This is a genomic window from Exiguobacterium sp. PFWT01, from assembly GCF_018255795.1.
GTDB lineage: Bacteria > Bacillota > Bacilli > Exiguobacteriales > Exiguobacteriaceae > Exiguobacterium.
Genome location: NZ_CP073755.1, coordinates 447453 through 472044, shown reverse-complemented (window position 1 = coordinate 472044; position 24592 = coordinate 447453). Strand labels below are relative to the sequence as shown.

23 protein-coding genes and 1 riboswitch are annotated in these 24592 nt (G+C 48.0%); of the genes, 10 read left to right on the top strand and 13 right to left on the bottom strand.

Going from position 1 to position 24592, the window contains the following annotated elements; all coding sequences use genetic code 11:
* Positions 1-60: 60 nt before the first annotated feature.
* The gene (locus KD909_RS02600) at positions 61-1593 is read left to right on the top strand and encodes a methyl-accepting chemotaxis protein (protein WP_041917941.1); all 1533 of its coding nucleotides are present in this window, start codon (positions 61-63) and stop codon (positions 1591-1593) included.
* Positions 1594-1631: 38 nt separating this feature from the next.
* Here KD909_RS02600 and KD909_RS02595 read toward each other — a convergent pair whose 3' ends face one another.
* From KD909_RS02595 to KD909_RS15585, 6 genes are read right to left on the bottom strand one after another with little or no spacing between them, the layout of a single operon-like run.
* Positions 1632-2489: an SDR family oxidoreductase gene (locus KD909_RS02595; protein WP_211782276.1), complete on the bottom strand. Its 858-nt coding sequence runs from the start codon at positions 2487-2489 to the stop codon at positions 1632-1634.
* A 59-nt stretch (positions 2490-2548) separates the two neighbouring features.
* Complete coding sequence (locus KD909_RS02590; RefSeq protein ID WP_211782275.1) at positions 2549-3628, bottom strand: universal stress protein; 1080 nt, start codon at positions 3626-3628, stop codon at positions 2549-2551.
* On the bottom strand, positions 3628-4119 hold the full coding sequence (locus tag KD909_RS02585; protein ID WP_211782274.1) for a potassium-transporting ATPase subunit C: 492 nt from the start codon (positions 4117-4119) through the stop codon (positions 3628-3630). Before KD909_RS02585 ends, KD909_RS02590 begins: the two co-directional genes overlap by 1 nt.
* Positions 4120-4129: 10 nt before the next feature.
* The gene (kdpB, locus tag KD909_RS02580; protein WP_012727295.1) at positions 4130-6151 is read right to left on the bottom strand and encodes a potassium-transporting ATPase subunit KdpB; all 2022 of its coding nucleotides are present in this window, start codon (positions 6149-6151) and stop codon (positions 4130-4132) included.
* Positions 6152-6170: 19 nt separating this feature from the next.
* Positions 6171-7808, bottom strand: a complete 1638-nt coding sequence (gene kdpA / locus KD909_RS02575) for a potassium-transporting ATPase subunit KdpA (protein ID WP_211782273.1) — start codon at positions 7806-7808, stop codon at positions 6171-6173.
* A 22-nt stretch (positions 7809-7830) separates the two neighbouring features.
* Positions 7831-7911, bottom strand: a complete 81-nt coding sequence (locus tag KD909_RS15585; RefSeq protein ID WP_371744416.1) for a potassium-transporting ATPase subunit F — start codon at positions 7909-7911, stop codon at positions 7831-7833.
* Between the two features lie 211 nt (positions 7912-8122).
* Positions 8123-8265, bottom strand: a riboswitch (cyclic di-AMP (ydaO/yuaA leader).
* A gap of 399 nt (positions 8266-8664) precedes the next feature.
* Here KD909_RS15585 and KD909_RS02565 point away from each other — a divergent pair.
* Positions 8665-9285, top strand: a complete 621-nt coding sequence (locus tag KD909_RS02565; RefSeq protein ID WP_196431245.1) for a DedA family protein — start codon at positions 8665-8667, stop codon at positions 9283-9285.
* A 131-nt stretch (positions 9286-9416) separates the two neighbouring features.
* On the opposite strand, the gene tnpB is transcribed toward KD909_RS02565, so the two are convergent.
* The gene (gene tnpB / locus KD909_RS02560) at positions 9417-10499 is read right to left on the bottom strand and encodes an IS200/IS605 family element RNA-guided endonuclease TnpB (RefSeq protein WP_211782271.1); all 1083 of its coding nucleotides are present in this window, start codon (positions 10497-10499) and stop codon (positions 9417-9419) included.
* A 310-nt stretch (positions 10500-10809) separates the two neighbouring features.
* On the opposite strand from tnpB, the gene KD909_RS02555 reads away from it, so the two are divergent.
* Together KD909_RS02555 and KD909_RS02550 are read left to right on the top strand one after the other, a co-directional pair.
* Positions 10810-11727 (top strand): TerC family protein, encoded by a 918-nt coding sequence (locus KD909_RS02555; RefSeq protein WP_031422317.1) that lies wholly within the window; start codon positions 10810-10812, stop codon positions 11725-11727.
* A gap of 87 nt (positions 11728-11814) precedes the next feature.
* Positions 11815-11976: a hypothetical protein gene (locus tag KD909_RS02550; RefSeq protein ID WP_160300227.1), complete on the top strand. Its 162-nt coding sequence runs from the start codon at positions 11815-11817 to the stop codon at positions 11974-11976.
* A gap of 44 nt (positions 11977-12020) precedes the next feature.
* On the opposite strand, the gene KD909_RS02545 is transcribed toward KD909_RS02550, so the two are convergent.
* Together KD909_RS02545 and KD909_RS02540 are read right to left on the bottom strand one after the other, a co-directional pair.
* On the bottom strand, positions 12021-12737 hold the full coding sequence (locus KD909_RS02545) for a peptidoglycan DD-metalloendopeptidase family protein (RefSeq protein ID WP_211782270.1): 717 nt from the start codon (positions 12735-12737) through the stop codon (positions 12021-12023).
* A gap of 200 nt (positions 12738-12937) precedes the next feature.
* Positions 12938-13414: a DUF305 domain-containing protein gene (locus KD909_RS02540; RefSeq protein ID WP_012727303.1), complete on the bottom strand. Its 477-nt coding sequence runs from the start codon at positions 13412-13414 to the stop codon at positions 12938-12940.
* Between the two features lie 165 nt (positions 13415-13579).
* On the opposite strand from KD909_RS02540, the gene KD909_RS02535 reads away from it, so the two are divergent.
* The 3 genes from KD909_RS02535 to KD909_RS02525 are packed head-to-tail and all read left to right on the top strand — an operon-like array spanning position 13580 to position 16027.
* Entirely contained in the window at positions 13580-13921 is a 342-nt protein-coding gene (locus tag KD909_RS02535; protein WP_143404792.1) for a hypothetical protein, read from the top strand.
* Between the two features lie 25 nt (positions 13922-13946).
* Positions 13947-14621 carry a response regulator transcription factor gene (locus KD909_RS02530; protein ID WP_012727305.1) on the top strand — a complete coding sequence of 225 codons (675 nt, stop codon included), beginning with the start codon at positions 13947-13949 and terminating at the stop codon, positions 14619-14621.
* Positions 14618-16027, top strand: coding sequence for a sensor histidine kinase (locus KD909_RS02525; protein WP_211782269.1), 1410 nt, complete (start codon positions 14618-14620; stop codon positions 16025-16027). Before KD909_RS02530 ends, KD909_RS02525 begins: the two co-directional genes overlap by 4 nt.
* Before the next feature lie 17 nt (positions 16028-16044).
* Here the strand turns inward: KD909_RS02525 and KD909_RS02520 are convergent, their stop codons facing one another.
* Together KD909_RS02520 and KD909_RS02515 are read right to left on the bottom strand one after the other, a co-directional pair.
* Positions 16045-16989, bottom strand: coding sequence for a F510_1955 family glycosylhydrolase (locus KD909_RS02520; RefSeq protein ID WP_211782268.1), 945 nt, complete (start codon positions 16987-16989; stop codon positions 16045-16047).
* A gap of 58 nt (positions 16990-17047) precedes the next feature.
* On the bottom strand, positions 17048-19060 hold the full coding sequence (locus KD909_RS02515; protein ID WP_211782267.1) for a heavy metal translocating P-type ATPase: 2013 nt from the start codon (positions 19058-19060) through the stop codon (positions 17048-17050).
* Between the two features lie 130 nt (positions 19061-19190).
* Between KD909_RS02515 and KD909_RS02510 the strand changes: the two genes are divergently transcribed.
* From KD909_RS02510 to KD909_RS02500, 3 genes are all read left to right on the top strand, one after another.
* The gene (locus tag KD909_RS02510) at positions 19191-20720 is read left to right on the top strand and encodes a multicopper oxidase family protein (RefSeq protein WP_249199059.1); all 1530 of its coding nucleotides are present in this window, start codon (positions 19191-19193) and stop codon (positions 20718-20720) included.
* Between the two features lie 155 nt (positions 20721-20875).
* Entirely contained in the window at positions 20876-22021 is a 1146-nt protein-coding gene (locus KD909_RS02505) for a sensor histidine kinase (protein WP_211782265.1), read from the top strand.
* A gap of 97 nt (positions 22022-22118) precedes the next feature.
* Positions 22119-22262 carry a hypothetical protein gene (locus tag KD909_RS02500; RefSeq protein WP_211782264.1) on the top strand — a complete coding sequence of 48 codons (144 nt, stop codon included), beginning with the start codon at positions 22119-22121 and terminating at the stop codon, positions 22260-22262.
* 7 nt (positions 22263-22269) lie between these two features.
* Here KD909_RS02500 and KD909_RS02495 read toward each other — a convergent pair whose 3' ends face one another.
* Together KD909_RS02495 and pgmB are read right to left on the bottom strand one after the other, a co-directional pair.
* Positions 22270-23880, bottom strand: coding sequence for an alpha-glucosidase (locus tag KD909_RS02495; protein ID WP_211782263.1), 1611 nt, complete (start codon positions 23878-23880; stop codon positions 22270-22272).
* Between the two features lie 54 nt (positions 23881-23934).
* Positions 23935-24585 carry a beta-phosphoglucomutase gene (gene pgmB, locus KD909_RS02490; protein WP_211782262.1) on the bottom strand — a complete coding sequence of 217 codons (651 nt, stop codon included), beginning with the start codon at positions 24583-24585 and terminating at the stop codon, positions 23935-23937.
* Positions 24586-24592 lie beyond the last annotated feature (7 nt).

Below are 24592 nucleotides of genomic sequence, written 5' to 3'. Positions count from 1 at the left end.
AACTTCATCCGATATGTATAGAGCTACAACAAATGAACACGAGAATGTGAGGAAAGAATGATGAGTTTGATCAAAAGAAATCAGTTGATGTTGTTGACGACGTTATTGATTGTGATGACGTCGATTGTTGTCCATTTGCTACATCGTTTCACGGATTTTGCCTATGCATATACGATCCTACGAAACGGTGCGGACGATTACGTATACTCCGGTGTGACGTGGGTCTTGTTCGCCCTCCCAATCGTCTTTTTCGGGATGATGGTCGTCACCTCGAAGCGAGAATCTCTAGCTTTTTCCTATTGGATGATGCTAACACTCACCTTCGCAAGCATCTCGACCGTCGCTGGAGGACAAGGACTCGTTGAGTATCACTTCTCGATTTTTGTCGTCTTGGCGATTTTGTCGTTCATGCGTCGAATCGATTTGATTTTGTATAGTGCGGGGATCTTTGCTGTGCAACATCTAGTTGGATACTTTTTGATTCCTGAGATGATTTGTGGGACGAGCGACTATCCGTTCAGTTTACTACTCGTCCATGCCGTATATTTGATTCTTCTCAGCGTCGTGCTTGTCGCGCAAATCCACTTCCGTAACAAAGAGACGGAACGTGTCGAGGCACAGGAGCAAGAAACGCGACAGTTATTACAACAAGCGATTCATGATGTCAGCGTGCTCGTTCAATCCTTGAACAGTCACGCCGAAGAGCTTGAATCCGCTGCTAACCAGTCTCTCGAATCAGGTGAGCAAATCGCTGTCACGGTCGACCCGATTGTCGCACATGCTTCATCCCAACAGGAATCCATGGTGCAAGGGGCAGATGAAATTCACTCAATCCGGTCTTTGACGGCGCTCATTCAAGAACGAATGGCCCAGACGGCCGCAGCGTCCTCGCGTATCGCCAAAGATGCCCTTGCCGGGAACAAAGACATGCGACTGATGGAAGCAAAAGTACAAGAAATCATCACCGAGTCGGAACAACTCGACCGGATTGTCGCGACGATGTCGAATCGTTCAACCGAAATCCAAGGAATCTTGCAACAAGTCGGTTCCATCAGTGAACAGACGAATATGCTCGCCTTGAACGCATCCATTGAAGCGGCTCGTGCCGGTGAGGCTGGACGAGGATTCGCCGTCGTCGCCTCAGAAGTCGGGAAACTTGCTGTCCAATCGCGCGAATATGCATCCGAGATGACCCGAGTCCTCGGTGGATTGATGGAAGATACGACTGTCGTATCCAAATCAGCGCATCTTTTCAAACAAGCGACCGAAAACTGTCAAACGGTCACGAACGATGTGACGGCTGTGTTTGATCGTCTAACGGAAGATGTTTCAGAAATCGACGAACAAATCGCTTCGATTCAAGAGACACGCCAACGGGTCACGACACAGATGGAAGCACTTGAAACACGACTTGAGTCGACGAAATATGCGGCGAATGAACTCCAACAACAGATTCACCATGTTGCCGCAGCAACGGAAGAGCAAGTCGCCATTCAAAAAGAACTCAGTTCGATGTCGGACCGTCTCGCTCTGACCGCGAATTCGCTTGAAGACGTGACGACTCAACTCGAGGATCACGCCACTCGTGCCTAACACAAATGCCCCCGACCAAGTGGTCGAGGGCATTTTACTTATCGGTCGAGCAATTGACGAATTCCTTCTTGAAGAGGTGTGACCGGGCGTCCGAGAACCGGTTCGAAGTCACTCTCATGAATTTCGAGCGTTCCCTGGCGAATACTTCTTTGAATCCCCGCAAGAATCGCAACGACTTCCTCTGGCAATCCAGCTCCGCGCATCGTCTCTTCGTATGCCTCGAGACTCAACTCCTGCATCATCACTTCACGACCTAACACTTCACTGAGTGCGTCTACAAGATTTTGTTGGGTATGAAGTGGCCCCGATAGTTCATAGACCGCATGATCCTGTTGTTCTTTTAACAGAACATTCGATGCGGCTTCCGCGTAATCTTGTTGCAGCGCCCAACCGACTTTCCCATCTCGAGCCGCCGTGATCCATGGTGCCCCGTCAATCACCGCTTGAATGCTTGATAACTCGTTCTCTAAGTACCAGTTGTTCCGTAAGAACGCATGTGGAATACCAGACTCGACAATCGCTTCCTCTGTGACAACATGTGGAGGTGCCATCAAGTTCTCACTGTCTGTCGCATCGGCGAGACTCGTGTAGGCAATGTATGAGACATCTGCCCGTTTCGCTGCCTCGACCGCGTTTGTATGTTGACGAATTCGCGTATCGTTATCGCCATCTGCCGAGATGATCAACAGACGCTCGACGCCTTTGAACGCTTCATCAAGAGTGTCCGGCTGATCAAAATCACCGTGTCGCACGTCAACACCACGCTCTTTGAGTGACGCCGCTTTCTCCGGATTCCGTACACTGACAGCGAGCTCACTCGCATCAATCGACTTGAGTAGTTCCTCTACGATTTTCGAACCGAGTTTACCCGTTGCTCCTGTGACTAAATACTTCATAAAACCCCTCCTTTGTTCGCATGATTCACTCTTCCCGTTCATGCGATCCGTCACACCTGTCACGATTGATCCGAGACGATATGGATGTCCACCTGCTTCAATTCCCGCATGATGACATTCACAATCGACCCGCGCATGACTTCTTGCCAGCGTGTCCTTGCTGATTGTCCAAGAATCAATTGGGTAATGCGTTTTTCTCGTGCCGTAGTCGTTAAACTCTTCGTTAGTTCTTTCCTCGGTACATTCAAGACAATCACTTCTGCCTGGAATGATGCACCTTGCTCTCGAACTTCTTTTAGAATGGCAGTCTGCTCAGGTGTCAATTTTCTCTCCTCACCATGGAGGACGGACAAGATATAAAGCTTCGCTTTGAGTCGACTCGCCATGCGAAATCCTCGATAAATCAAATGTCTCGCATTGTCATTGAGCTGAATACAGACCATGATCCGCTCTTGGAGGAGCGTCGGATCAGACACCACATTTTTTCGGGTTCGATAGACTTGATCATCGACTTCATCCGCTACTTGTCGAAGCGCAATCTCACGCAGACTCGATAGATTGGTCAGCGTAAAAAATGACGACAGACTTTGCTCAATTTTGTCAGGTCGATAAATCTTCCCTTGTCTCATCCGTTCTTGTAACGTCTGCGGCGTCACATCGACGAGCAGAATCTCATCAGCCCGATTGAGAAAAAGATCTGGAATCCGTTCTCTTACCTCGACACCGGTAATCCCTTTCACCGTCAACAGTAAACTTTCAAAGTGCTGAATATTAACGGCCGCATATACATCGATTCCGTTCTCTAACAACACTTGCACGTCCTGGTATCGCTTCGTCCGCACTGAGCCTGGGGCATTCGTATGAGCCAACTCATCAACGAGGACGATATCAGGATGAAGCGATAAGATGGTCTCGACGTCTAATTCCTGCAATTCGTGTCCTTTATAGGGAATGGAAAGAAGAGGGACGATTGGCAAATCGCCGATCATCGCCTCTGTTTCTTTCCGCCCATGCGTCTCAATCAATCCAATCATGACCGAGACCCCTTCTTGCTGATGGGCTCTTGCGTCTGCCAACATTTTATACGTTTTACCAACACCCGGTGCAGCTCCGATATAAAGTCGAAGTTTGCCTCGCATCAGTTCAACTCATCAAGTGCAAGATTCATCATCAAGACGTTCACGTACGGTTCTCCGTCTGCCGTTTCGCGAATGACTTTTTCGATATTATCTGCTGCTACAGAGCGAGCGTCACTGATTCGTTCGACTTGTGACATCGCATGTTCCATCGAGATATGCGGATCCAGTCCCGATCCGGATGTCTCGATTGCGCCCGGAAGTTCAGGATTGTGTTTCGGACGGTCTGGATTGCTTTCTGCCATGTTATCGCCGCCCGATTGACCAGTAAGTTGATCGACTGCCGTTGGTCGGCCGTGGAAGTAATCTTCCGAAACGAAAGGTTGCGCGATCCACTTTGATCCAATCTGTTCACCATCGCGTTCAATCAAACTGCCTTCAGCTTGACTCGGAAATAGTGCCTGACCTGCTACTGTTAAAGCGAGTGGATAAGCCACACCGCATAAGACCATCGTCAACCCAACGACGATACCTGCTTGTTTTATAGAAGACATTCGGTCCACCTCACATGAATAAGTTTAAGACGATGTCGAGTGCTTTGATTCCTATGAACGGAACAATCACACCGCCGACACCATAAACGAGTAAATTTCGACGTAACAACTTCTCCGGACCAACCGGGTCGTAACGGACCCCTTTCATCGCAACCGGAATGAGCAGTGGAATAATCAATGCGTTAAAGAGGAGCGCGGCCAAGATCGCTGACTCAGGTGAGCCGAGATGCATCACATTTAACCAGTCCATTTCTGGAATAAAGGCGACGAACATAGCTGGCAAAATCGCGAAGTATTTTGCCACATCGTTCGCAATCGAGAACGTCGTCAAGGCACCGCGTGTCATCAGTAACTGTTTACCAATCTCGACCACCTCAATGATTTTTGTCGGATCCGAATCTAAATCAATCATATTCGCCGCTTCTTTCGCGGCCTGTGTCCCCGAGTTCATGGCGAGACCGACGTCTGCCTGCGCAAGTGCCGGGGCATCATTCGTCCCGTCCCCTGTCATGGCGACAAGATGCCCCGCTTTTTGTTCTGCTTTGATGACGCGAATCTTATCTTCTGGTTTACACTCCGCTACGAATTCATCGACACCGGCTTCACGTGCAATCGTCGCGGCCGTCAACGGATTATCTCCCGTGCACATGATGGTCTTGATTCCCATCTGACGCAAACGATCGAAACGTTCACGCATACCTGGTTTCACCGTATCTTTCAAATGAATGACGCCGAGGATACGAGCATCTTCTGAGATGACGAGCGGTGTCCCCCCTTCTTGTGAAATCGCATCGACTTGCTCCTGTAAATCGCTCGGAATCATTCCACCTTGAGCACTCACCCAGTCCATGATGGCGGACGCCGCACCTTTTCGGACACGTCGACCGTCTGCCAAGTCGAGTCCCGACATCCGTGTTTCCGCTTTGAATGGAATGATCACCGCATCTTGTTTCGGTGACTCATCTAATTCTCCCCAGCGTTCTTTCGCAAGTGTCAACACAGACCGCCCTTCTGGCGTTTCGTCTTCAAGCGATGTCAAAACAGCGACTCCAAGCGCTTGCGAAGCTGTGATCCCTTCTACTGGAAGGACTTCAAATGCCATCCGGTTTCCGAACGTAATGGTCCCCGTCTTATCTAAAATGATGGTTCGAATGTCTCCAGCTGCCTCGACGGCTTTCCCACTCATCGCAATGACATTGAATCGGGTGACCCGGTCCATCCCGGCAATCCCGATGGCGGATAAGAGTCCACCGATCGTTGTCGGAATGAGACAAACGAGAAGTGCAATTAAAATGGGTGGTGACAATTGGAAGCCGAGATAGTTCGTAAACGCAGGGAGTGTCAAAACGACGAGTAAGAAAATCATACTGAGCGAAACAAGAAGCAGGGACAAGGCAATCTCATTCGGTGTTTTTTGACGTTTCGAGCCTTCGACAAGGGTAATCATCTGGTCGAGGAATGACTCACCCGGATTGCTTGTAATCTCGACCTCAATCCGGTCACTGACGACAAGCGTTCCCCCGATGACGGAAGAGAAGTCTCCGCCGGACTCTTTGATGACCGGCGCTGATTCTCCTGTAATCGCCGACTCATCAATCGACGCCAACCCGGCGATGATTTCGCCGTCTCCCGGTACATAGTCTCCGGCGCGCACTTCGACACGGTCTCCTTTTCGGAGGAGCGACGAAGCGACTTCCTCTATCCCTTCTTTCATAATTCGGCGTGCCATTACATCATTCTTTGAGGCTCGAAGGGTTGCCGCCTGCGCCTTCCCTCGACCTTCCGCAATCGCTTCGGCGAAATTGGCGAACCATAGCGTGACGAGCAAAATGAGTGTCACTGCCAAGTGAAAACCTCGCATCTCATCTGACATGAAGGTATAGACTAGCGATAATAAAAACCCGCCCCATACTAGGAACATGACCGGTTGTTTCACCATCGTTCGTGGATCTAGTTTTTTGACTCCGTCCCACATGGCAGGAACAATCAAGCTCGTGTCAAAACGACGTGTCTGTTTTTCTAGTTCATTCATCTTCTATTCTCTCCTATATTCAACGTATCATGAGCCACTCGGCGAATGGTCCAAGCAACAACACTGGTAAAAAGGTCAAGGCACCGACAATGACAATCACACCGAACAGAAGTGATGTAAATAGCGGCGTGTCGGTCCGAAGTGCCCCATCGTTCGTGACACGTGGTTTCATTTGAAGACTACCTGCCATCGCCACCATTAATAAAAGCGGAATATACCGACCGAAGAACATCGCAAAGCCTGCCGTGATATTCCAAAACGGCGTCGCATCCAATAAACCTTCGAATCCGGATCCGTTGTTGGCGACAGCGGATGTATACTCATACAAGATTTGTGAAATCCCGTGAGGTCCCGCATTCGTGATGGCGTCCTGTCCTGGCTGTACAACGAGCGCCAAAGCCGTAAATCCTAAAATAAGGAGTGGCGAGACAAGAAGCGTTAATGCGACAAGCTTCATCTCGCGTCCCTCGATTTTCTTCCCGAGCACGGTCGGCGTCTGTCCAATCAAGAGGGCCGCAACAAAAATGGTGATGATTACATACATCATCAAATTCATAAACCCGGCACCGACCCCACCAAAGACAACGTTCAACATCATGTTTCCCATCAAGATGATGCCGCTCAGAGATGGAAGCGAGTCGTGCATTGCATTGACAGCACCGGTCTCCGCAGCCGTCGTCACTGCGCCGTAAAGCGCTGTGCCAATTGCCCCGAAGCGCATTTCTTGGCCATGTAAAGACGGGTTGGCATACAACGTGGCATACATGAATACTGTTCCGATAATGAACAAGAAAAGCATGACACTAAAGTAAAGGAATCCTTGTTTTCGTTTCTTCGCCATCGCCCCGTAGATGAATGGCAATGACATCGGTAATAAGAGCATCAAGAAAAGATGGATGTAATTCGTCCAATCACTTGGATTTTCAAATGGATGTGCACCGTTTACCGCATAGTAGCCTCCACCGTTATTTCCAAGCTGTTTGATGACCTCAAATGATGCGATTGGTCCTCGTTGAATCGTTTGACTCGCTCCTTCGAGCGTCGTGACGACAGCATTCGGACTAAGGGTTTGTGGGACACCAAACGCAATCAACCACATACCGAAGAATAGGCTGATTGGTAAGAGCACATACACGATGACGCGTACAAAATCGAAATAGAACTGACCAATCGGCTTTCCGAGAATTCCTCGAATGAATGCCAGCGCCATCGTAAATGCCATCGTCGGTGCCACGAACATGAGTGTCGAGAGGACGAACATCTGTGATAAGTGAGAGAGTGCCTCACCTGAATAATGCTGTTGGTCTGTATTCGTCATAAAACTGATGACCGTATGGAAGGCTAGATGCCAGTCTAAGTTGACGGCCCCATTCGGATTGAAGGGCAACACCCCTTGAAAGCGAAGCAACACATAACCAATCAATAAGAATAGCAAATTGAGTGTCAAAAAATCTTTTGCGTAGCCAAACCATGATTGCTTCTCACGCTCGTTTATTCGAAGCCGACGTGTGATCCTCGTCTCGAGCGCTTTCCCTACATAGTTTGGTCGTTCTTGAATCGGTACAAATCGTCTTCCGACGTAACCGCCTAACAAGGCACTAGCTGTCATCGTGATCGCGATGAGCAGACTCAATGTGATGATGAATGTAACCCACATCTTTCGTCATTCTCCTCTATCCTTAAAATTTTTCTGGTTTTTGTAATGCAACGGTCAAGTAAGCGAGATACCCAATTCCAATTGCCAAAAGCACGATATACATGTCGTCACCCCTGTTCATTCCAATGCATCCGGTCAATTGAACGAATCATCACGTTCATAGACGCCACTAAACCAATCATTAAAGCGATTGCGAATAAATCAGTCATTTTAATAACCTCTTTTTTTAATTTTTTAACTTAATTTAACATTTGAAACGAACAAAAAACCACAGGAGCAAGAAACGGCTCCAGTGGCATATCACTGCATGAGTCGGATCCCCCTAATAACGCCTACGAGGTTAGCTGTCGGATTCGGGCTTGCCTAGGTTGGCCCTACCTCACTTGAGGATTCACCCCAGTCCAGATTGGACGGTGGGTCCCCCGCTTCCGTCTCCGGAACTCGGCGAAAAGATTTCAACAATACGTATGAAGTTGATGAGATGGATGTTACGCCGATTCAAAATGACTGTAAATAACTTTTCATAAAAATTTTTTAACTTAAATTGTCAGATTTATCCGAATGCTTTTTGTGAAAGGAATATGATTATTCATAAGTTTTTTTAATCCTAGTTTCTTCATACTTAATTTGCAGTTCAGAAAATCATGTATTGACGTCCCATCCTAGATTTGTGATCACTTCTGTGATATATACAAGAATCATTACTTTCAAGTGAGTTTGAACTTAAAAATAAATCTTTGAAGACATCAAAAAATCGTTTAAAACTACTTTTACATCTTAAGATGGATGTCCAAATCGATGTGATGAGACTTATTGTTGATAGAGAATATGAATTAGATAGGAGACAAATTACGATATGGAACAATGGATTCAACAAATCATCGAACAGTTTGGTTATTTAGGGGTCATGTTCCTCATTTTTATTGAGAATGTATTCCCTCCGATTCCTTCCGAATTGATCTTAATTTTTGGAGGCTTCTTCACGACCACAACAACACTCAATCCGTTTTGGATGATTTTAGCCGCAACGGTTGGGGCACTTCTTGGGGCAGTTGTCCTATACGGTGTCGGACTGTTGTTTGATCGTGAAAGATTGGAGTCATGGGTCGCACGCTATGGCAAACGCTTATACCTCAAAGTCGATGACGTGCGAATGGCCGATCGATGGTTTGATCGCTTCGGTCCGAAATTAGTATTTTTCGGACGTTTTATTCCCGTCGTACGCAGTTTGATTTCGATTCCAGCCGGGATGTCCAACATGCCGTTTCTAAAATTTTTCACTTTGACGACACTTGGTACTCTCATTTGGAATACAGTGCTCATCTATATCGGCGTCTATGTCGGAGAAAACTGGAAAGTGTGGCTTGGATACATCGAAACCTATTCACATGCAATGTACGTCGTACTTGGACTCGTAATTGTTGCATTCGTTGTTTGGATTGCACGCCAAATTTCTAAACGACGCGCCACAAGATAACCGTTTTTTAGTGAACTACTCGCCACTTATTTGCTTCGCAAATTGAAGTGGGAGCTTCTTGGGAAGACCGTGCTCTCACCAGCCACGGTTATGGACCAAGCTCGTCGGGCAGTCCCTGCCCTGAAGGATTGTCAGTCGGCCAACATCAACAGGTTGATGCTTGCGTTGATGTCACGGTCATGATGCGCGCCACAGGCACACGTCCATTCACGGACATTCATCGTCTGCCTCTGACCTTTCTCGCCACAAGAAGAACAGATCTGCGTCGATGCGAACCATTGATCCGCCTTGATGAGCGTCCGTCCGTAGAAGTTTGACTTGTACTCGAGTTGACGGACGAACTCGTACCAACTGACATCTGCAATCGATTTGGCTACCTGATGGTTCCGCATCATGTCCTTCGACTTCAATGTCTCCACGACGATGACTTGGTTCTCGTCAACGATCCGTCTCGACAGCTTGTGAAGGAAGTCCTTGCGTTGGTTGGCGATCTTCTCATGTCTCTTGGCGAGGATCAGCCTGGCCTTCTCTCGGTTCCGGCTCCCGGTCTTCTTGCGTGACAGCGCGCGCTGTGCCTTCCTGACCTTCGCTTCGGACTTCCGGAGGAGTCGGGGGTTGTCGATCTTCTCCGAGACCATCGCGTCGTTCGTCATGACGGCGAAGTGCTCCAGGCCAAGATCAATCCCGACCTTGTTCTTGGCTGGGATCCACTTTTCCTCATCTTGATTGACGAGGATGGAGATGAAGAACTTGCCCGTCCTCGTCATCGAGACCGTCGCCGACTTAATGATTCCCTCGAACGGGCGATGTTGTTCGAACTTCACGAAGCCGATTTTAGGAAGTCTCACCTTGCCGTTCTCGATGCGGATCGTGCCGTGCTGGTTGTTCGTCGTGTAGGAAGCGCGCGACCGACGTCTCGATTTGAAGGCCGGGAAGCCGCCCGTCCCGGCGAAGAACTTCGCGAACGCGGTGTCGAGGTTCAGCTTCGCGTTCGCGAGGCTGTTCGCCTCGGCGAGGAACGGGAACAAAGGCTTGTAGGAGGCGGGTGTCGCCGGTTTCCGTCTCGTTCCGCTCCCCGTTTTTGCCTCCTCGCGGATGGCGATGCGGTCCTCGAGTAGCTTGTTGTAGATGAACCGGGCGCAGCCGATCGTCCGGACCAGGAACTCGGCCTGTGCCGGCGTCGGGTGGAGCCGATATTTATAGCCTTTCAGCATGTCCGTCCCTCCTCCCCTACGAAGATCGTGATGTGTCCTCCTCGTCCGATACCCGTGGAAGGGGAGGGAGAATCTGACGGAATCACGAACCTTTGTTCGTCCTATCTGTCACAGGAGGAGAAGACTTTTGGACCGGGCGATTCATCTCCCACCTACGCTGGGCTTCGTCCCGAGACGCTTAGAGGAGGGAGAATTCTCGCCTGATTTAGTTAAACGGTTTTTTTTTACACTTAAAGTCTTGACTTTAGGTTCAGATGAACTTAAATTAAATACATAGAAGTTCATAAGACCTTAAAAGGAGGAATTATTGTTGACCCTACTCATCGGGTTCTTACTCATCGTCATCTTCATGCTCGCACTTGACCTCGGGGTGTTCCACCGTAAAGCGCACGAAGTCTCGCTCCGCGAAGCATGGACATGGACGTTTGTCTGGATTGGGATTGCCATCGCATTCGGAGGATGGTTGTTCTTCACGCAAGGAAGTACAGCCGCAACGGAATATGCGAGCGTCTACTTTATCGAAAAGGCACTTGCGATTGATAATGTCTTCGTCTTCTCACTTGTTTTTGCCTATTTCGCCATCCCACTCAAGTATCAACACAAGGTACTGTTCTGGGGGATTCTCGGAGCGATTTTCTTCCGCGCCGTCTTCATCGTCGCTGGGGTATCCCTTTTAGAAAACTTCGGATGGGTCTACTACGTCTTCGGAGCGTTCCTCGTTTATACAGGATGGATGATGTATAAGAATATCGGGAAAGACGAGTCACTTGAAGAAAACAAGACGATTCGTTGGCTCGAGCGACGCCTGCCCATCACACAGGATATCTCATCCGGAAAATTCACGAAGCGCATCAATGGGAAGTTGTTCTTCACGCCACTCTTCATCGCGCTCATCTTTATCGAATTGTCGGATATCGTCTTCGCTGTCGATTCAGTCGCTGCAAGTTTTGCGTATTCACGTGACCCGTATATTATCTTCTATGCGAACATCATGGCGATTCTCGGACTTCGTAGTCTCTACTTCGTCCTCGCCAACTTGATCGACCGCTTCTACTATTTGAAACACGGTCTCAGCTTCATGCTCGTCTTCATCGGGGCGAAGATGATTTTGGGTGATGTGTACAAGATGCCGATTTGGATGTCTCTAGGAACCATCGTTCTCGTCATCTTGATTAGCGTCCTCTATAGTTTCTACAAAACGAAACCTGGTTCGTCCAAACACGTATAATGAATCAATCAGTCCATTTCGTCGGTGTTCTTTCTTTGAAAATCGGGTAATCATTGAGGTGCACAACTACAGAAAAGGGGATTCACTATGTTTGATCGGATTGGCCTCATGAGTATCGGTCTCGTCTTCGGGATTATCCTCATGTTACTCTTCAACACCTTACTCGGATTGGTGTTCGGTGTCGTCCTTGGCGTCAGCCTCATCGCCGCCAACCAAATCGAGCGAAACAAACAAACGACATGGCATTAACCAAAAAGCACGCGCCCCATCCTTTGGGAGCGCGTGCTTTTATGTCAGAACATCGTATACGGATTGATACTGTTGGCAGGAGATGAACTGCTATACACATAGCTGTTCCGATGCACCTCGAAGTGGAGGTGATTCCCGAACGAGTTCCCGGTATTCCCTACCGTTCCAATCGTTGCTCCTTTTGCTAGCGTCTGTCCTGTGACGACATTGAGACGATCGAGGTGTGCATATACTGTGATGTATGTTTGTCCGTTCAACTGATGGCTCATCATGATGTGGTTACCGTAAGCCCCATAGTTTCGAGAAACGATGACTTTTCCATAAGCGGCTGACACGACCGGTGTTCCTCTTGGAGCAGCCAAGTCAATGCCGTTATGGAACGTATAACCGTACTGCCCACTCGCGGGACCATACTTTTGTGTCAACGTCCCTTTTGTCGGGATGATCATTTTCGCAGTCGATGTCGTTGAAAGCGTGGAAACACTGTACTTCTTCACATATGTACTGGATACGTAGCGGGATGTCCCGTTGAAATTAATTTTCGTCCATCCCCCACTCACGCCGAGATATTTGAACGACTGTCCCAACTTCGCGCTACCGACGATCGCATACGTCGTGCCCGGACCCGAACGGACGTTTAAACTGTTGGTCGTGACTTTGACATAATACGTGGTGGCTGCTTCAGCCGGAGTACCTGCCGGAGTGAAGATTCCGACTGTGAGAAGAACGGCACAGAAAAGAGAGAATAGCTTTCGTTTCATGATGTGGTAAATCCTTTCAATTATGTATTTAAATTTTTATTTTTTATATTATCTAACTGAAAAAATTTTACCACCAAAACGAACCGACAAATATGTCATTTATATTTCAAATAAAGGAAAACAAATTCTAACTTACTTTCTTTATTTTTCCTTTTCAACGTATAAAAAAATACACAGCCGATTTCGACTGTGCATGTCTGTTATTCACGATTTTCCTCGGCGTTCTCCTCTTCATCTTTTAAATCTTCAATCAATCGCTTCATCTCTTCAATTTCACGGCGCTGTGCCTTGATGATTTCTTCAGACAATTCTTTCACGCGTGGGTCTTCAATTTCAGCGCGTTCACTTGTCAAAATGGCAATCGAGTGGTGAGGGATCATCGCTTTCATCCAACTGACATCATCGACGGTCGTCTGGCTACGTACGAGCCAAAGCGAGGCACTGAAGACGAGAGCACTGACCCCTAGGATGATAAAGTTAACTGTTTTGTTCTTATACATCCCCCACATGAAGAGAAGCATGACGAACGCCATGACCGATCCCATGATGAGTGCCATGTACAACCTCGTCTGACTAAAGAAGATATGATTGAACTGAAACACATTCAAATACATGAGCCAATACATAATGAATGTCGAGACCGCAATCATGATTCCAAATTTACCGTACTGTTTCATCTTATTCATCCTTTCTTATTGTGCGTATAAAAACTCTTTTTCCTGCTTGTTCTATACTCAAACCCGCCTATTTCTCCGTCTAATCGTACTCTTAACGCTTTTCACTTCTTTTTCACAAACATCGGGTACACTAGTGAAATTGAGTTCATGCAAGGAAGGAGAACGATGATGCAAGAGCGGACATTGCGTGACGTACTGGCAACACTTGATTCTGTTTTATCTTGGTCCTATCTCGATCACCCGGAAGAAATGACAATTCGCGGAATCGGAACGACACCAGAGAAAATAAATAAAATGTTTTTATATATATGCAAGCGCCCAATCAATGAACGTGGCGTCGATTTAGTGAGGGCCGCCATCCGAAATGGTGCAGTAGCCATCGTCACGGATCGACCGATTGACGCGAGAGTACCCGTCATTTACTGTCGAGACGTCGAACGCGCACGTGAACAACTACAGACTCTTTTCGCCATGGAAGGAAATCACGCAAAGCACACGGAACGATAATAATAAGAGGAAGGAGGAATGCAAGATGAAGATTCTCATCGTAGACGATGAAGAAAAAATGAGACATTTGATTCGTTTGTTTCTTGAAAGTGACGGCTACTTTTGCATCGAGGCGAGCGATGCCCGTTCCGCACTCGACAAAATCGAAGAGCGACCGGATCTCGTCCTTTTAGATATTATGATGCCAGAAGTAGATGGGATCTCACTTTGTCGTCAGTTAAAGACGATGGATCCGGCATTACCTGTCGTCTTGTTGACGGCACGTTCAGACAATGAGACGACCATCCAAGGATTAGATGCTGGAGCGGATGATTACGTCACCAAACCGTTCGATGGGAACGTGCTCCTCGCTCGTATTCGTGCCGTCTTGCGCCGGACCCGTGTCGTCAACATCCAATACGGACCACTACGTTACGATGAGGAGAGCGGACGCGTTTTGTATGAAGAACAAGAGATTGTCCTCACACCAAAAGCGACGGCCATCTTAAAATTGTTCCTTCAGCACCCGAATCGCCTCTTCAACCGCCTAGATTTGTTTGACCTTGTCTGGCCCTATTCTGCAGAATCCGACCCACGCACCGTTGATGCGCATATTCGTATGATTCGAGAAAAGTTAGGCGATGCAGGATTCCCGATTGATGATTATTTAAAGACGGTATGGGGACGTGGCTATCGATGGACCGAGGAGCGTTCCGGATGAAGCGAGGTCGTAACAGTCTACCGTTTCGCATCAGCCTCGTCTTTCTTCTATCCACCCTATTGATTGAAGGTGTGTTGTTTCTTCTCCTCTATCACACGCTTCTCGGTGAACGTGTTGTAGAAGAAATCAATCGCCTTGAATCTCGGGCCGAGAGCCATGCGAGCGTATTAGCAATGAATTTTTCCGAAGAGACGATTGATCATGTAGCGACTATGGAAAGTGAGACCGACACAAAAGTTGCCATCACCGATCCAGCACATGATCTTCTTCAAACTTCCCGTTCTTTTCCACAGGTACTAGTCGATACCGTCGAGACGAAACGACGTACGGGTCCCTTCGATGACACGACTATTCTAGAGGACGACTGGGAGAACGAGCCGTATTTGAGCGTGCGTACGCCAATCACAGATGATTTCGATACACGGTATGGATATGTCTACATGTTTTTACCGACTGAAATCATTCATGGAATCAGTCATCGCCTTCAGTTGCGATTTCTGTACATCACGGCCATCGCACTGGTGACGACCGTGTTGACCTTCATCCTGCTGAGCCGCCTCATTTCGAAACCAATTCAGTCACTGAAACAAGCGACCGAGAACGTACTGACAAACCCCGAAAACCTACAGCTACCAACGAATCGCGTTGACGAAATCGGTGAGTTGGCTCGCTCCATAGAAGCCATGTCTGTGGAGTTGGCTCGTTTACGTCGCGAACGACATCAATTTTTGTCCGATCTCTCACATGAAATCAAGACCCCTCTCACTTATTTGAGAGGATATGCCGAGATCGCTTCAAAAGAAAGCACACCCGAACCGCTACGCAATCAATCCATCCAGACAATCTTAGATGAGAGTCGCTCGCTCACAGAACTGGTGGAAAATGCGTTTCAATTGGCTCAACTCGACGAAAACACGTTCTTGTTACATCGAGAAGAAGTGTCTGTCACGACGTTTTGTGAGGATTTACGACGAATGCTCGATACGATGTTCCGAATGACGACGATTCGGTTCGCTGCTTCTCCGAACATAGAACAAGCAGACATCACGCTCACATTGGATCGACATCGCATGCTTCAGGTCTTCCGGTCCATTGCCCACAACGCGATTCAGCATAGTGAGGCGACACATGTTTCACTTCATTCTACTACTTCAGACGCTTATCTCGTCTTGACCATCACTGACGACGGAAAGGGAATTCCTGAAGAAGATCTCCCACACATTTTCGACCGTCTGTACCGTGTTGAAAAATCACGATCTCGTCAAACTGGTGGAAGCGGACTCGGACTCGCCATCGCCAAGCAAATCGTCACACGGCATGGTGGGACGTTGACGGTATCTTCGGATACAACAGGTACCTCGTTCACCGTCGCCCTACCACTCGGCAAAAAGACGCCTCTCCAGTAATGGAAAGGCGTCTTTCGTCAGTCGAGTTCACCTGCATCAAGTTGTGTCTGCCACTCCTCGTCTATGAGCTCATATACGCTATTGTCAGATGTGACGAGCAGCATGCGCTCCTCTTTGATCACCAATTCGATCGGCACAGCATCCGCTTGAAGCTCTGGAAGATCGAACGTCTCTGTCGACCCATCGTCTAGATTGAAACGAACCCCTTCGAAAGAACCATCTGTCTGTCGTACGTATGCCAACTGCCCCTCATCCGCTCCGACCGTAATCACCTGTTCTGATTCAACGAGTGGCTCGAACGAATCTCCAAAGTCATTCGAAACGAGGATACCGGACGGTCCGTATAAGAAGACCCGCTCCGCTTCCGTCGCGTCGGCGATAATCCCTGCCACCTGCTCACCCTCTACCCCAGATCCTCGCATCGACTCGAACGATCTTCCGCCATCGTCCGAACGATAGAATCCAGGTTCTAGCTCTGACGTCGCTTCCTCAAGATAGACGTACAACATTTCCGTCGCATAACCCGCACTCATGTAATGAAAGTCTGCCTCTCCCTCCAGTGCCCGTACGTCTAATGTCATGCCATGGTCTTTCCCGTATAACACACCGAGTGGATTTTGGAAGTCGGTACGTCGGTCGGGATGACCACTTGCATAAAAACCATCCTCGACGAGTTCGAATCCCATATAGTCATGGCGATTCGTCGGAAGTGTATACCAGCCATCTTCACGATATTCCATCAATCCAGCATGCGTTGCAATGACCGGACGGTTATCGTCTTGCCAAAATCCAGCCCCGTGAATATGAGAAACCGTTTCATCGGATCCCACACGCTGCCACTCGTCATTTGTAGTTGTCGTCACATTCTCGGATTGACTCGTGTCCGATGGTGCGTCTTCTGTTCCACACGCCGACAGGAGCAGTGGAGTCAGGAATAGTGATAGCATTAACGTTCGTTTCATCTCGATCCCTCCATCATTAGCATCCCATCTAGCATACTGACTAAAGGTGAAAGAAATGTTAAATCTTCAAAAGTCGAGCGTTGATTGCGACAATAACTGTGCTTAAACTCATCAAGACGGCACCGATGGCTGGGGACAAGATGATTCCAATCGGAGCCAGCACGCCTGCAGCAAGCGGGATGGCGACGATGTTATACCCGGCTGCCCACCACAAGTTTTGAATCATCTTACGATACGTGTTCTGTGAAAGCTCCAAAATCGATAGGACATCTTTCGGATTACTGCGGACGAGGACAATATCTGCCGTTTCGACGGCAACGTCTGTCCCGCTCCCGATTGCGATGCCGACATCCGCTTGTGCTAAGGCAGGTGCATCATTGATTCCATCTCCGACCATCGCTACTTTGCTGCCATCTTTTTGGACGTCTTTCACTTGGTTTGCCTTGTCGTCCGGTAATACTTCGGCATACACGTCATCGATACCGAGCTGACCCGCGACCCAATGCGCGACCTTCTCGTTGTCACCCGTCAACATGATCGAGCGAATGCCTTTTTCATGAAGTGCCTCGACGGTCTCCTTCGCTTCTTCCCTCACCAGATCGGCCATCGCAATCATCCCGACCCATTCTCCGTCTTTCAAAACAAAGACGACGGTCTTTCCTTCTTCCGAGAGTCGTGCAAACGTCTCCTCATCAATTTGAATGTGTTGATCGCGGATATGTCGCGGACTGACGACTTGAACACGCGCACCGTCAACCGTTCCTTCCAATCCGACACCTGTTATCGAACCGAAGTCGTCGACAGCCGCCAGTTTCAATTCTCGTCTCTCGGCTTCTCTTAAAATCCCTTGTGCGAGAGGATGTTGCGACTCACGCTCAACTGCTCCTGCTAGTTGTAACACGTCTTCTTCCGTATAAGACGAGCTCGCCTGTACGTCCGTGACGCCGAAGTTCCCTTCCGTCAACGTACCGGTCTTATCAAAGATGACAGCATCGAGTCGACGTGCTTCTTCAAATTGGGTCCGATTCCGGATGAGAAGGCCTTGTTTCGCCGATAGCGCTGTCGAGACGGCAACGACGAGCGGTGTCGCCAGTCCAAGTGCATGGGGACATGAGATGACCATGACCGTCACCATCCGTTCGACCGCTGTCCCGACCGAGTAGCCGAGCATGAACCAAACCGTGAACGTGATGACTCCAGCGGCAATTGCGATATAGAACAAATATTTTGCCGCCCGATTCGCTAGGTTTTGAGCCCGCGACTTCGATTTTTGTGCCTCACTCACCAATTCTATGACTTTTGACAAGTACGTACTTTCTCCCGTACCGATCGTTTCAATCGTCAAACTCCCTTCTTGGTTGATGGAACCTGCGATGACGTCCTCACCTTCTGTTTTTTCGACCGGTACCGATTCGCCGGTCAACATCGACTCGTCGATGGTCGTTCGTCCTTTGATGATTTTCCCGTCCACGGGTACCTGCTCCCCCGGTTTGACGAGGATTCGGTCTCCTTCCCTCAATTCAGAAATCGGGACGTCCTCCGTCTCCTCCCCATTGATACGATGCGCTTCGTTCGGAAGAAGCTGCACGAGTTGTTCCAACGCGTTCGACGCTCCCATGACAGAACGCATCTCAATCCAATGACCGAGTAGCATGATCACAATCAATGAAGCGAGTTCCCAAAAGAAGTCATGTCCGCTTCCATAGCCAAAGACGACAGCTGCACTATAAAAGTAAGCGACGCTGATCGCCAAGCCAATAAGCATCATCATGCCCGGGCTACGCTCTCTTAACTCTTCCACACTTCCTTTTAAGAACGGCCACCCGCCGTATACATACACAATCGTCGCCAATACAAATAAGATTGTCTTTTCAAACGGAAAATCGAGTTCAAACCGCAGCCATTCTTGAATCATGTCCGATAACAATAAAATCGGAATCATCAGCCCGAGCGATACGAAGAAACGTCGTTTGAAATCGTCAATCATATGCTCGTGTCCGTGTCCGCCATGATGAGACTCGTGACTCTCCTCATGATGTCCATGGTGTTGACCGTGTGCATGTTTCATCATTCATCCTCTCCTTTACACGGTTTGTATACCCCTATGCGGTATGCGATTAAACAGATTTGGACTTTCATGTTTCTTTCACAATTAGGTGGTACAACAAAGTGAGGACTGAACAATGAAGGAGTGTTATAGCATGAAATCGAAAGGAATATGGTTTCTGATGACGGGGATTTTAATTGGAGGCATCCTCGTTTTACTAATCGTCCTTTTCAACGGGACATGGAACCATAACAACAATATGGACCAAAATCATATGATGGGAAACGATTCGGCAACGGGTCAGATGGATGATCACATGATGGGTGATAATGGAATGGGTGGCAATAACGGACCGATGGGACACGGAGCGATGCAAGAGCTTCAAGCATCGGATGAACCGACACAGCCGCTTCCGATTCCGACTGCCTTACAGCCAGATCGTGTCACGGGAGACACGGTCTACTATACGGTGGAAGCAACTAAAGGCACGTCACAATTTTTCAAAGACGGCAAGAAATCGGAAACGTTCGGCTATAATGGAGACTTACTCGGACCAATGATCGAGTTACCGAAAGGAAAAACAGTCGTAATCGATACCATCAATCGATTGGATGAACCGACAACGTTCCACTGGCACGGACTCGTCATCCCTGCCGACATGGACGGGGGACCTCATCAGACCGTCGCACCAGGTGAACAGGCACAAGTTCGACTCGACATCGATCAAGAACCTAGTACACTGTGGTTTCACCCCCATCCGATGGGATCGACAGCCGAACAAGTTTATAAAGGGCTCGCCGGTCTTCTTTATGTGACCGACGATGCACAGAACGGTCTCCCGAATGAATATGGAGTCGACGATATCCCGCTCATCGTACAAGATCGACTCTTCACGCCTAACGGTGAGTTGGATTATGATGCCCATATGAACGTTGATGGAACGACGGGGGATACCATTCTTGCGAATGGAGCCATCAACACGACGTTCGACGTTCAAACCGAGACGTTACGAGTGCGACTAGTCAACGGTTCGAATGCGCGTGATTTTGATTTTACGTTATCTAACGAGGCCGAGATGACGCAGATTGCGACAGACGGAGGGCCGTTAGAACGCCCGATTCCCTTAGAAACCCTCACGTTGACACCAGGTGAACGGGCCGAGGTACTGATTGATTTTTCACAAGTTGAAGATGTCGCTGCCTTAAAAGCGGACGGGGTGACATTCACCACGTTTCGTATCGGTGAACTCGACAAGGCGTCCATTAAGATTCCGACGATTGAAACGGTGGAGCGCTCGACAGACGAGACAGCAGACCGCCGCCTCACCCTTTTTGGAATGGGTAACATGGTGTCAATCAACGGAAAGACATATGACCCGGAGCGTATCGACATCGAAGCGAAACGCGGAGACACTGAGGTATGGGAAATTGAAAATAAGCCGGATATGATGGGTGGGATGACACATCCTTTCCACATCCACGGCGTCCAGTTCCGAGTCATCAGTCGAGACGGAAAACCACCATCCGATCAGGAGAAAGGGTGGAAAGATACGGTAGCCGTCGCTCCCGATGAACGGGTAAAAATCGAACTCACCTTCACTAAAACAGGAACGTTCATGTATCATTGCCACATCCTCGAGCATGAAGAGAATGGGATGATGGGACAAGTAAACGTGACCGAATGACCGACACCTCTCCGTTCCATCAGCGGAGAGGTGTTTTGCATCCGTCCCGATTTCGATACGTTTCTGCTAGGACTATTGCCTGTATAGGGATTCTTGTTCGAGTATCGTATACTAGTTGTGAACGACTGTACAAATGATCGCGAGGAGGTAGGTCCATGCGCCGATTCCATAGGGTTAGGCAGAAACGCTCCGCTCGTCAAAAACAGCAACGCCATACGTTCTCCATCGCTTCCATCGTGGAAGAAGTACAGGATGCGATGTGTTATATCGATTTCTCAAGATGCCGTCTGTATTCGAATGATTCTCTTCGTCAATGGTACCCTTCTATGACAACACAATCTTTTGACACATTGGAAACATTGACTCGTTATGTATATTCCACGTTGGAACGGCACGGGGCGGATTCCGCACAAGTCATGCACCTGATCCAAGAATTGCTCGAATGTGCGACCGAAACGGATCCAAAGATGACCTCACGTCGTCTGCGCTTTGATGACAAGACGCTACATTTGATTTTCAACTTCACGCGCACACCACGTGGCGTTTTCATCATGTGGCGCGACCAAACGGAGGCCGTCCGCTTTGAAGAGCGTAAAGACAGTTTCCTTGCCGAACTGTCTCATGATTTCCGAACGCCATTGACTGCCATCCATGGCTATACGGAGTTACTCATGACACGTCATCAAGGTTCGGAAAAGTCGTATCAGATGCTAACACAAGTCAAACAAGAATCGGAACGGCTGGAGCGGCTCGTCGATAATTTCCTCGATTATCAAAAAGAGCGCTACACGGCTGACCAACTGACCGTGACGACGTTCGCCCTCCGTCCTCTTTTAGAGGATGTCATGTCGAGCTATCAGACGACCTCCACGCTTCATACAGTGACGTTTGAAACGAATGATGTCTCGATTCAAGCAGATGAAGAAAAGTTACGGCAATTGCTCCATAACCTCATTGGTAACGCCATCAAGTACTCTCCTGATGGCGGGACGGTCCATACGAGCGTATTTGAAAGTGCTGGCACGGTAACTTTATCTGTATCCGATACCGGGATTGGGATTCCGGAAGAAGCACTCCCCTACGTATTTGATGAATATTACCGTGTCGAATCCGCTGCCCACCAATCGATTAAAGGAACCGGTCTCGGTCTGCGAATCTGTAAACGAATCGCCGAAGCCCACGGTTGGGGAATTCATGCGGACTCGGTGTACGGAAAAGGCACCACCTTTACAATCGAGCTTCATACCAGACAGAGCTGTCCATTGCTACCATCCCCTAAACATTCGGTTTCGTTCGACTGATTTAATCGGTCGAACGTTTTTTTAATTTGTTTCGATTCAAGAATGAAGCGCATTCGTTTTGGGAATAAAGAAGTGTCGAAGAGAGGAGGAAATGAAGATGAAACAACGTGGCTACTTATCGATTCCCGTCGCGGTCGTATTCGCCGTCGTCTTTGGTCTCACCCTCAATAACTGGTGGCTCGGGATTGCAATTGGCATCGCCATGTTTTTTGCGTTTCGAGGAACGAAGAAAAAAGCGTGAAGACCACCTATTCGATGGTCTTCTTATAAATCCTTGCCTCATACGGTTGCAATTGACTGGTCTCATTGTTTAGATTTTGTAAGACGAGATCAAAAGATGCTGTCGGTACGGGTATCGGATGAGAATCCTCTGAATGATTGAGAATGATCAAAAATTGTTCTTCTCTCAAAGAACGCTCATATACATGAAGCGATTCGTCAGATGGAAGTAAATCTTTAAAATCACCATATACAAGTGCTTCATTTGATTTCCTCAATTGAATCAAACGTTGATAGTAACGGAACACAGAATCCTCCCGTTGCATATCTTTCTCTACGTTCAACTCGACGTAATTTTTATTCACGCTCATCCAAGGTATTCCTTGTGTAAATCCAGCTTCTTTTTTGTCGTTCCATTGCATAGGCGTCCGTGAGTTATCTCTACTCAATAGTTGCAAACTGACCAATACTTCATTCTCATTTCTTCCCTTATCCACTTCTTCTGCATACCGATTCTTCATCGCAATATCTTGATAATCTTCAATCGAATCAAACGTGACACCAGTCATTCCGATTTCTTCTCCTTGATAGATATAAGGCATACCAGGCAATGTGTGCGTCAAGGTAGCTAGCAGTTTTGCCGAGGCAACTCGATGTTCCCTATCATTCCCATAACGAGTAACCTGACGCGTGTGATCGTGATTGTTTAAGAACTGTGAATTCCATCCTCTACCTTTCAACCCTTCGTACCATTCACGCTGAATTTCTTTGAAACGAAGCATATCCCAAGTCGGCATCTCATCAGCGATTTGAAAATGGAACAACGTATTGAGCTCTTGACGTTCCTCATCTACATAGAGTGCGCCTTCTTTTGGTGTTACGAACGGTATCTCACCGACCGTCATGCAATCGTAGTGCCGCAGTACCTCCTCATGCATTTCTTGAAGATACTCATGAATCCCCGGATTATTAGCTAAGTAACTCAAATTATATGGATCTTCGACATCAGATAAGTCTTTTCGTTTTGCGAGAAGATTGATGACATCCATTCGAAATCCATCAATACCTCTGTCGAGCCAAAAACGCATCATCTTATAGATTTCATGACGCAATTCTTTATTTTCCCAATTGAGATCGGGTTGTTCGACGGCGAATGAATGGTAATAATACTGACCGCTGTGCTTATCCCATTCCCAACAAGACGGCTCAAAATATGATCGCCAATTGTTTGGCGCTTTTCCTTGCACTGGGTCATGCCAGATGTAGTAATCTCGCTTTGGTGAGTCTTTACCCTTCTTTGATTCCAAGAACCACTGGTGTTGATTCGAAGTATGGTTAACGACAAGATCCAAAATGACTTTCAGACCGAGTGCGTGCGCCTCTGTCAACAAACGTTCAAAATCCGCCATCGTTCCTGCTCGATCCATGACACCATAATAGTCGGCAATGTCATATCCGTTGTCCTTATCAGGCGACACATAGAACGGATTGAGCCAGACAACATCCGCCCCAAGTTCTTTAATGTATGGTAACTTTTGACGTACACCTTCTAAGTCACCATATCCATCTCCATCTGTATCGAAAAAGCTTCGCCAATACACTTGATATACGACGGCCTCTTTCCACCATGTCCGTTTCATTCCGACTCCCCCTCATTAAAAATGCCTCGAGCGTTAACACTCGAGGCTTCGTTTTTAAATTCGAACCAATAGTTTCTCTAATGTGAGACGCGCTGTGTTTTCGAAAACAATATCTGCCTCGATTAAGACATGTGGGTCGCCAATTCCGACGGCAAACATACCTGCCTCATGGATGGCCGTGATTCCTGCAACTGCATCCTCAATACCGACACATTCTTTCGGATCGACTCGTAGCGCTTCAGCAGCTTTAAGAAATACTTCAGGATGTGGTTTTGAATGTATCACAGTTGCCGCATCAACAATATGGTCGAACGCTTCAAGCAATCCAAGTTGGCTCGTCACCATCTGAGCATTCTTCGAGGCTGACGCCATTCCGATTTTGTAACCTGCTTCTTTCAGCTCTTTCAAGAACATTTCAATGCCTGGCAAGATATCTGCAGTCGTAATTTTTGAAATAAGTGATACATAGTGTTCATTCTTCTTTGTCGCAAGCAGCTCCTTCTCTTCAGCAGAAAAGTCATTCTCACGGCCGCCAAGTCGTAAGATTCGTTCCAATGATTCAGTTCGACTCACACCTTTGAGTGTCTCATTGAATGCTCGATCAAACGGAATCCCCAAATCTTCTCCGAGCGCTTTCCATGCTAAGTAATGATATTCGGCACTGTCGGTGATGACACCGTCTAAATCAAAAATAAAAGCTTTCATTTTCATT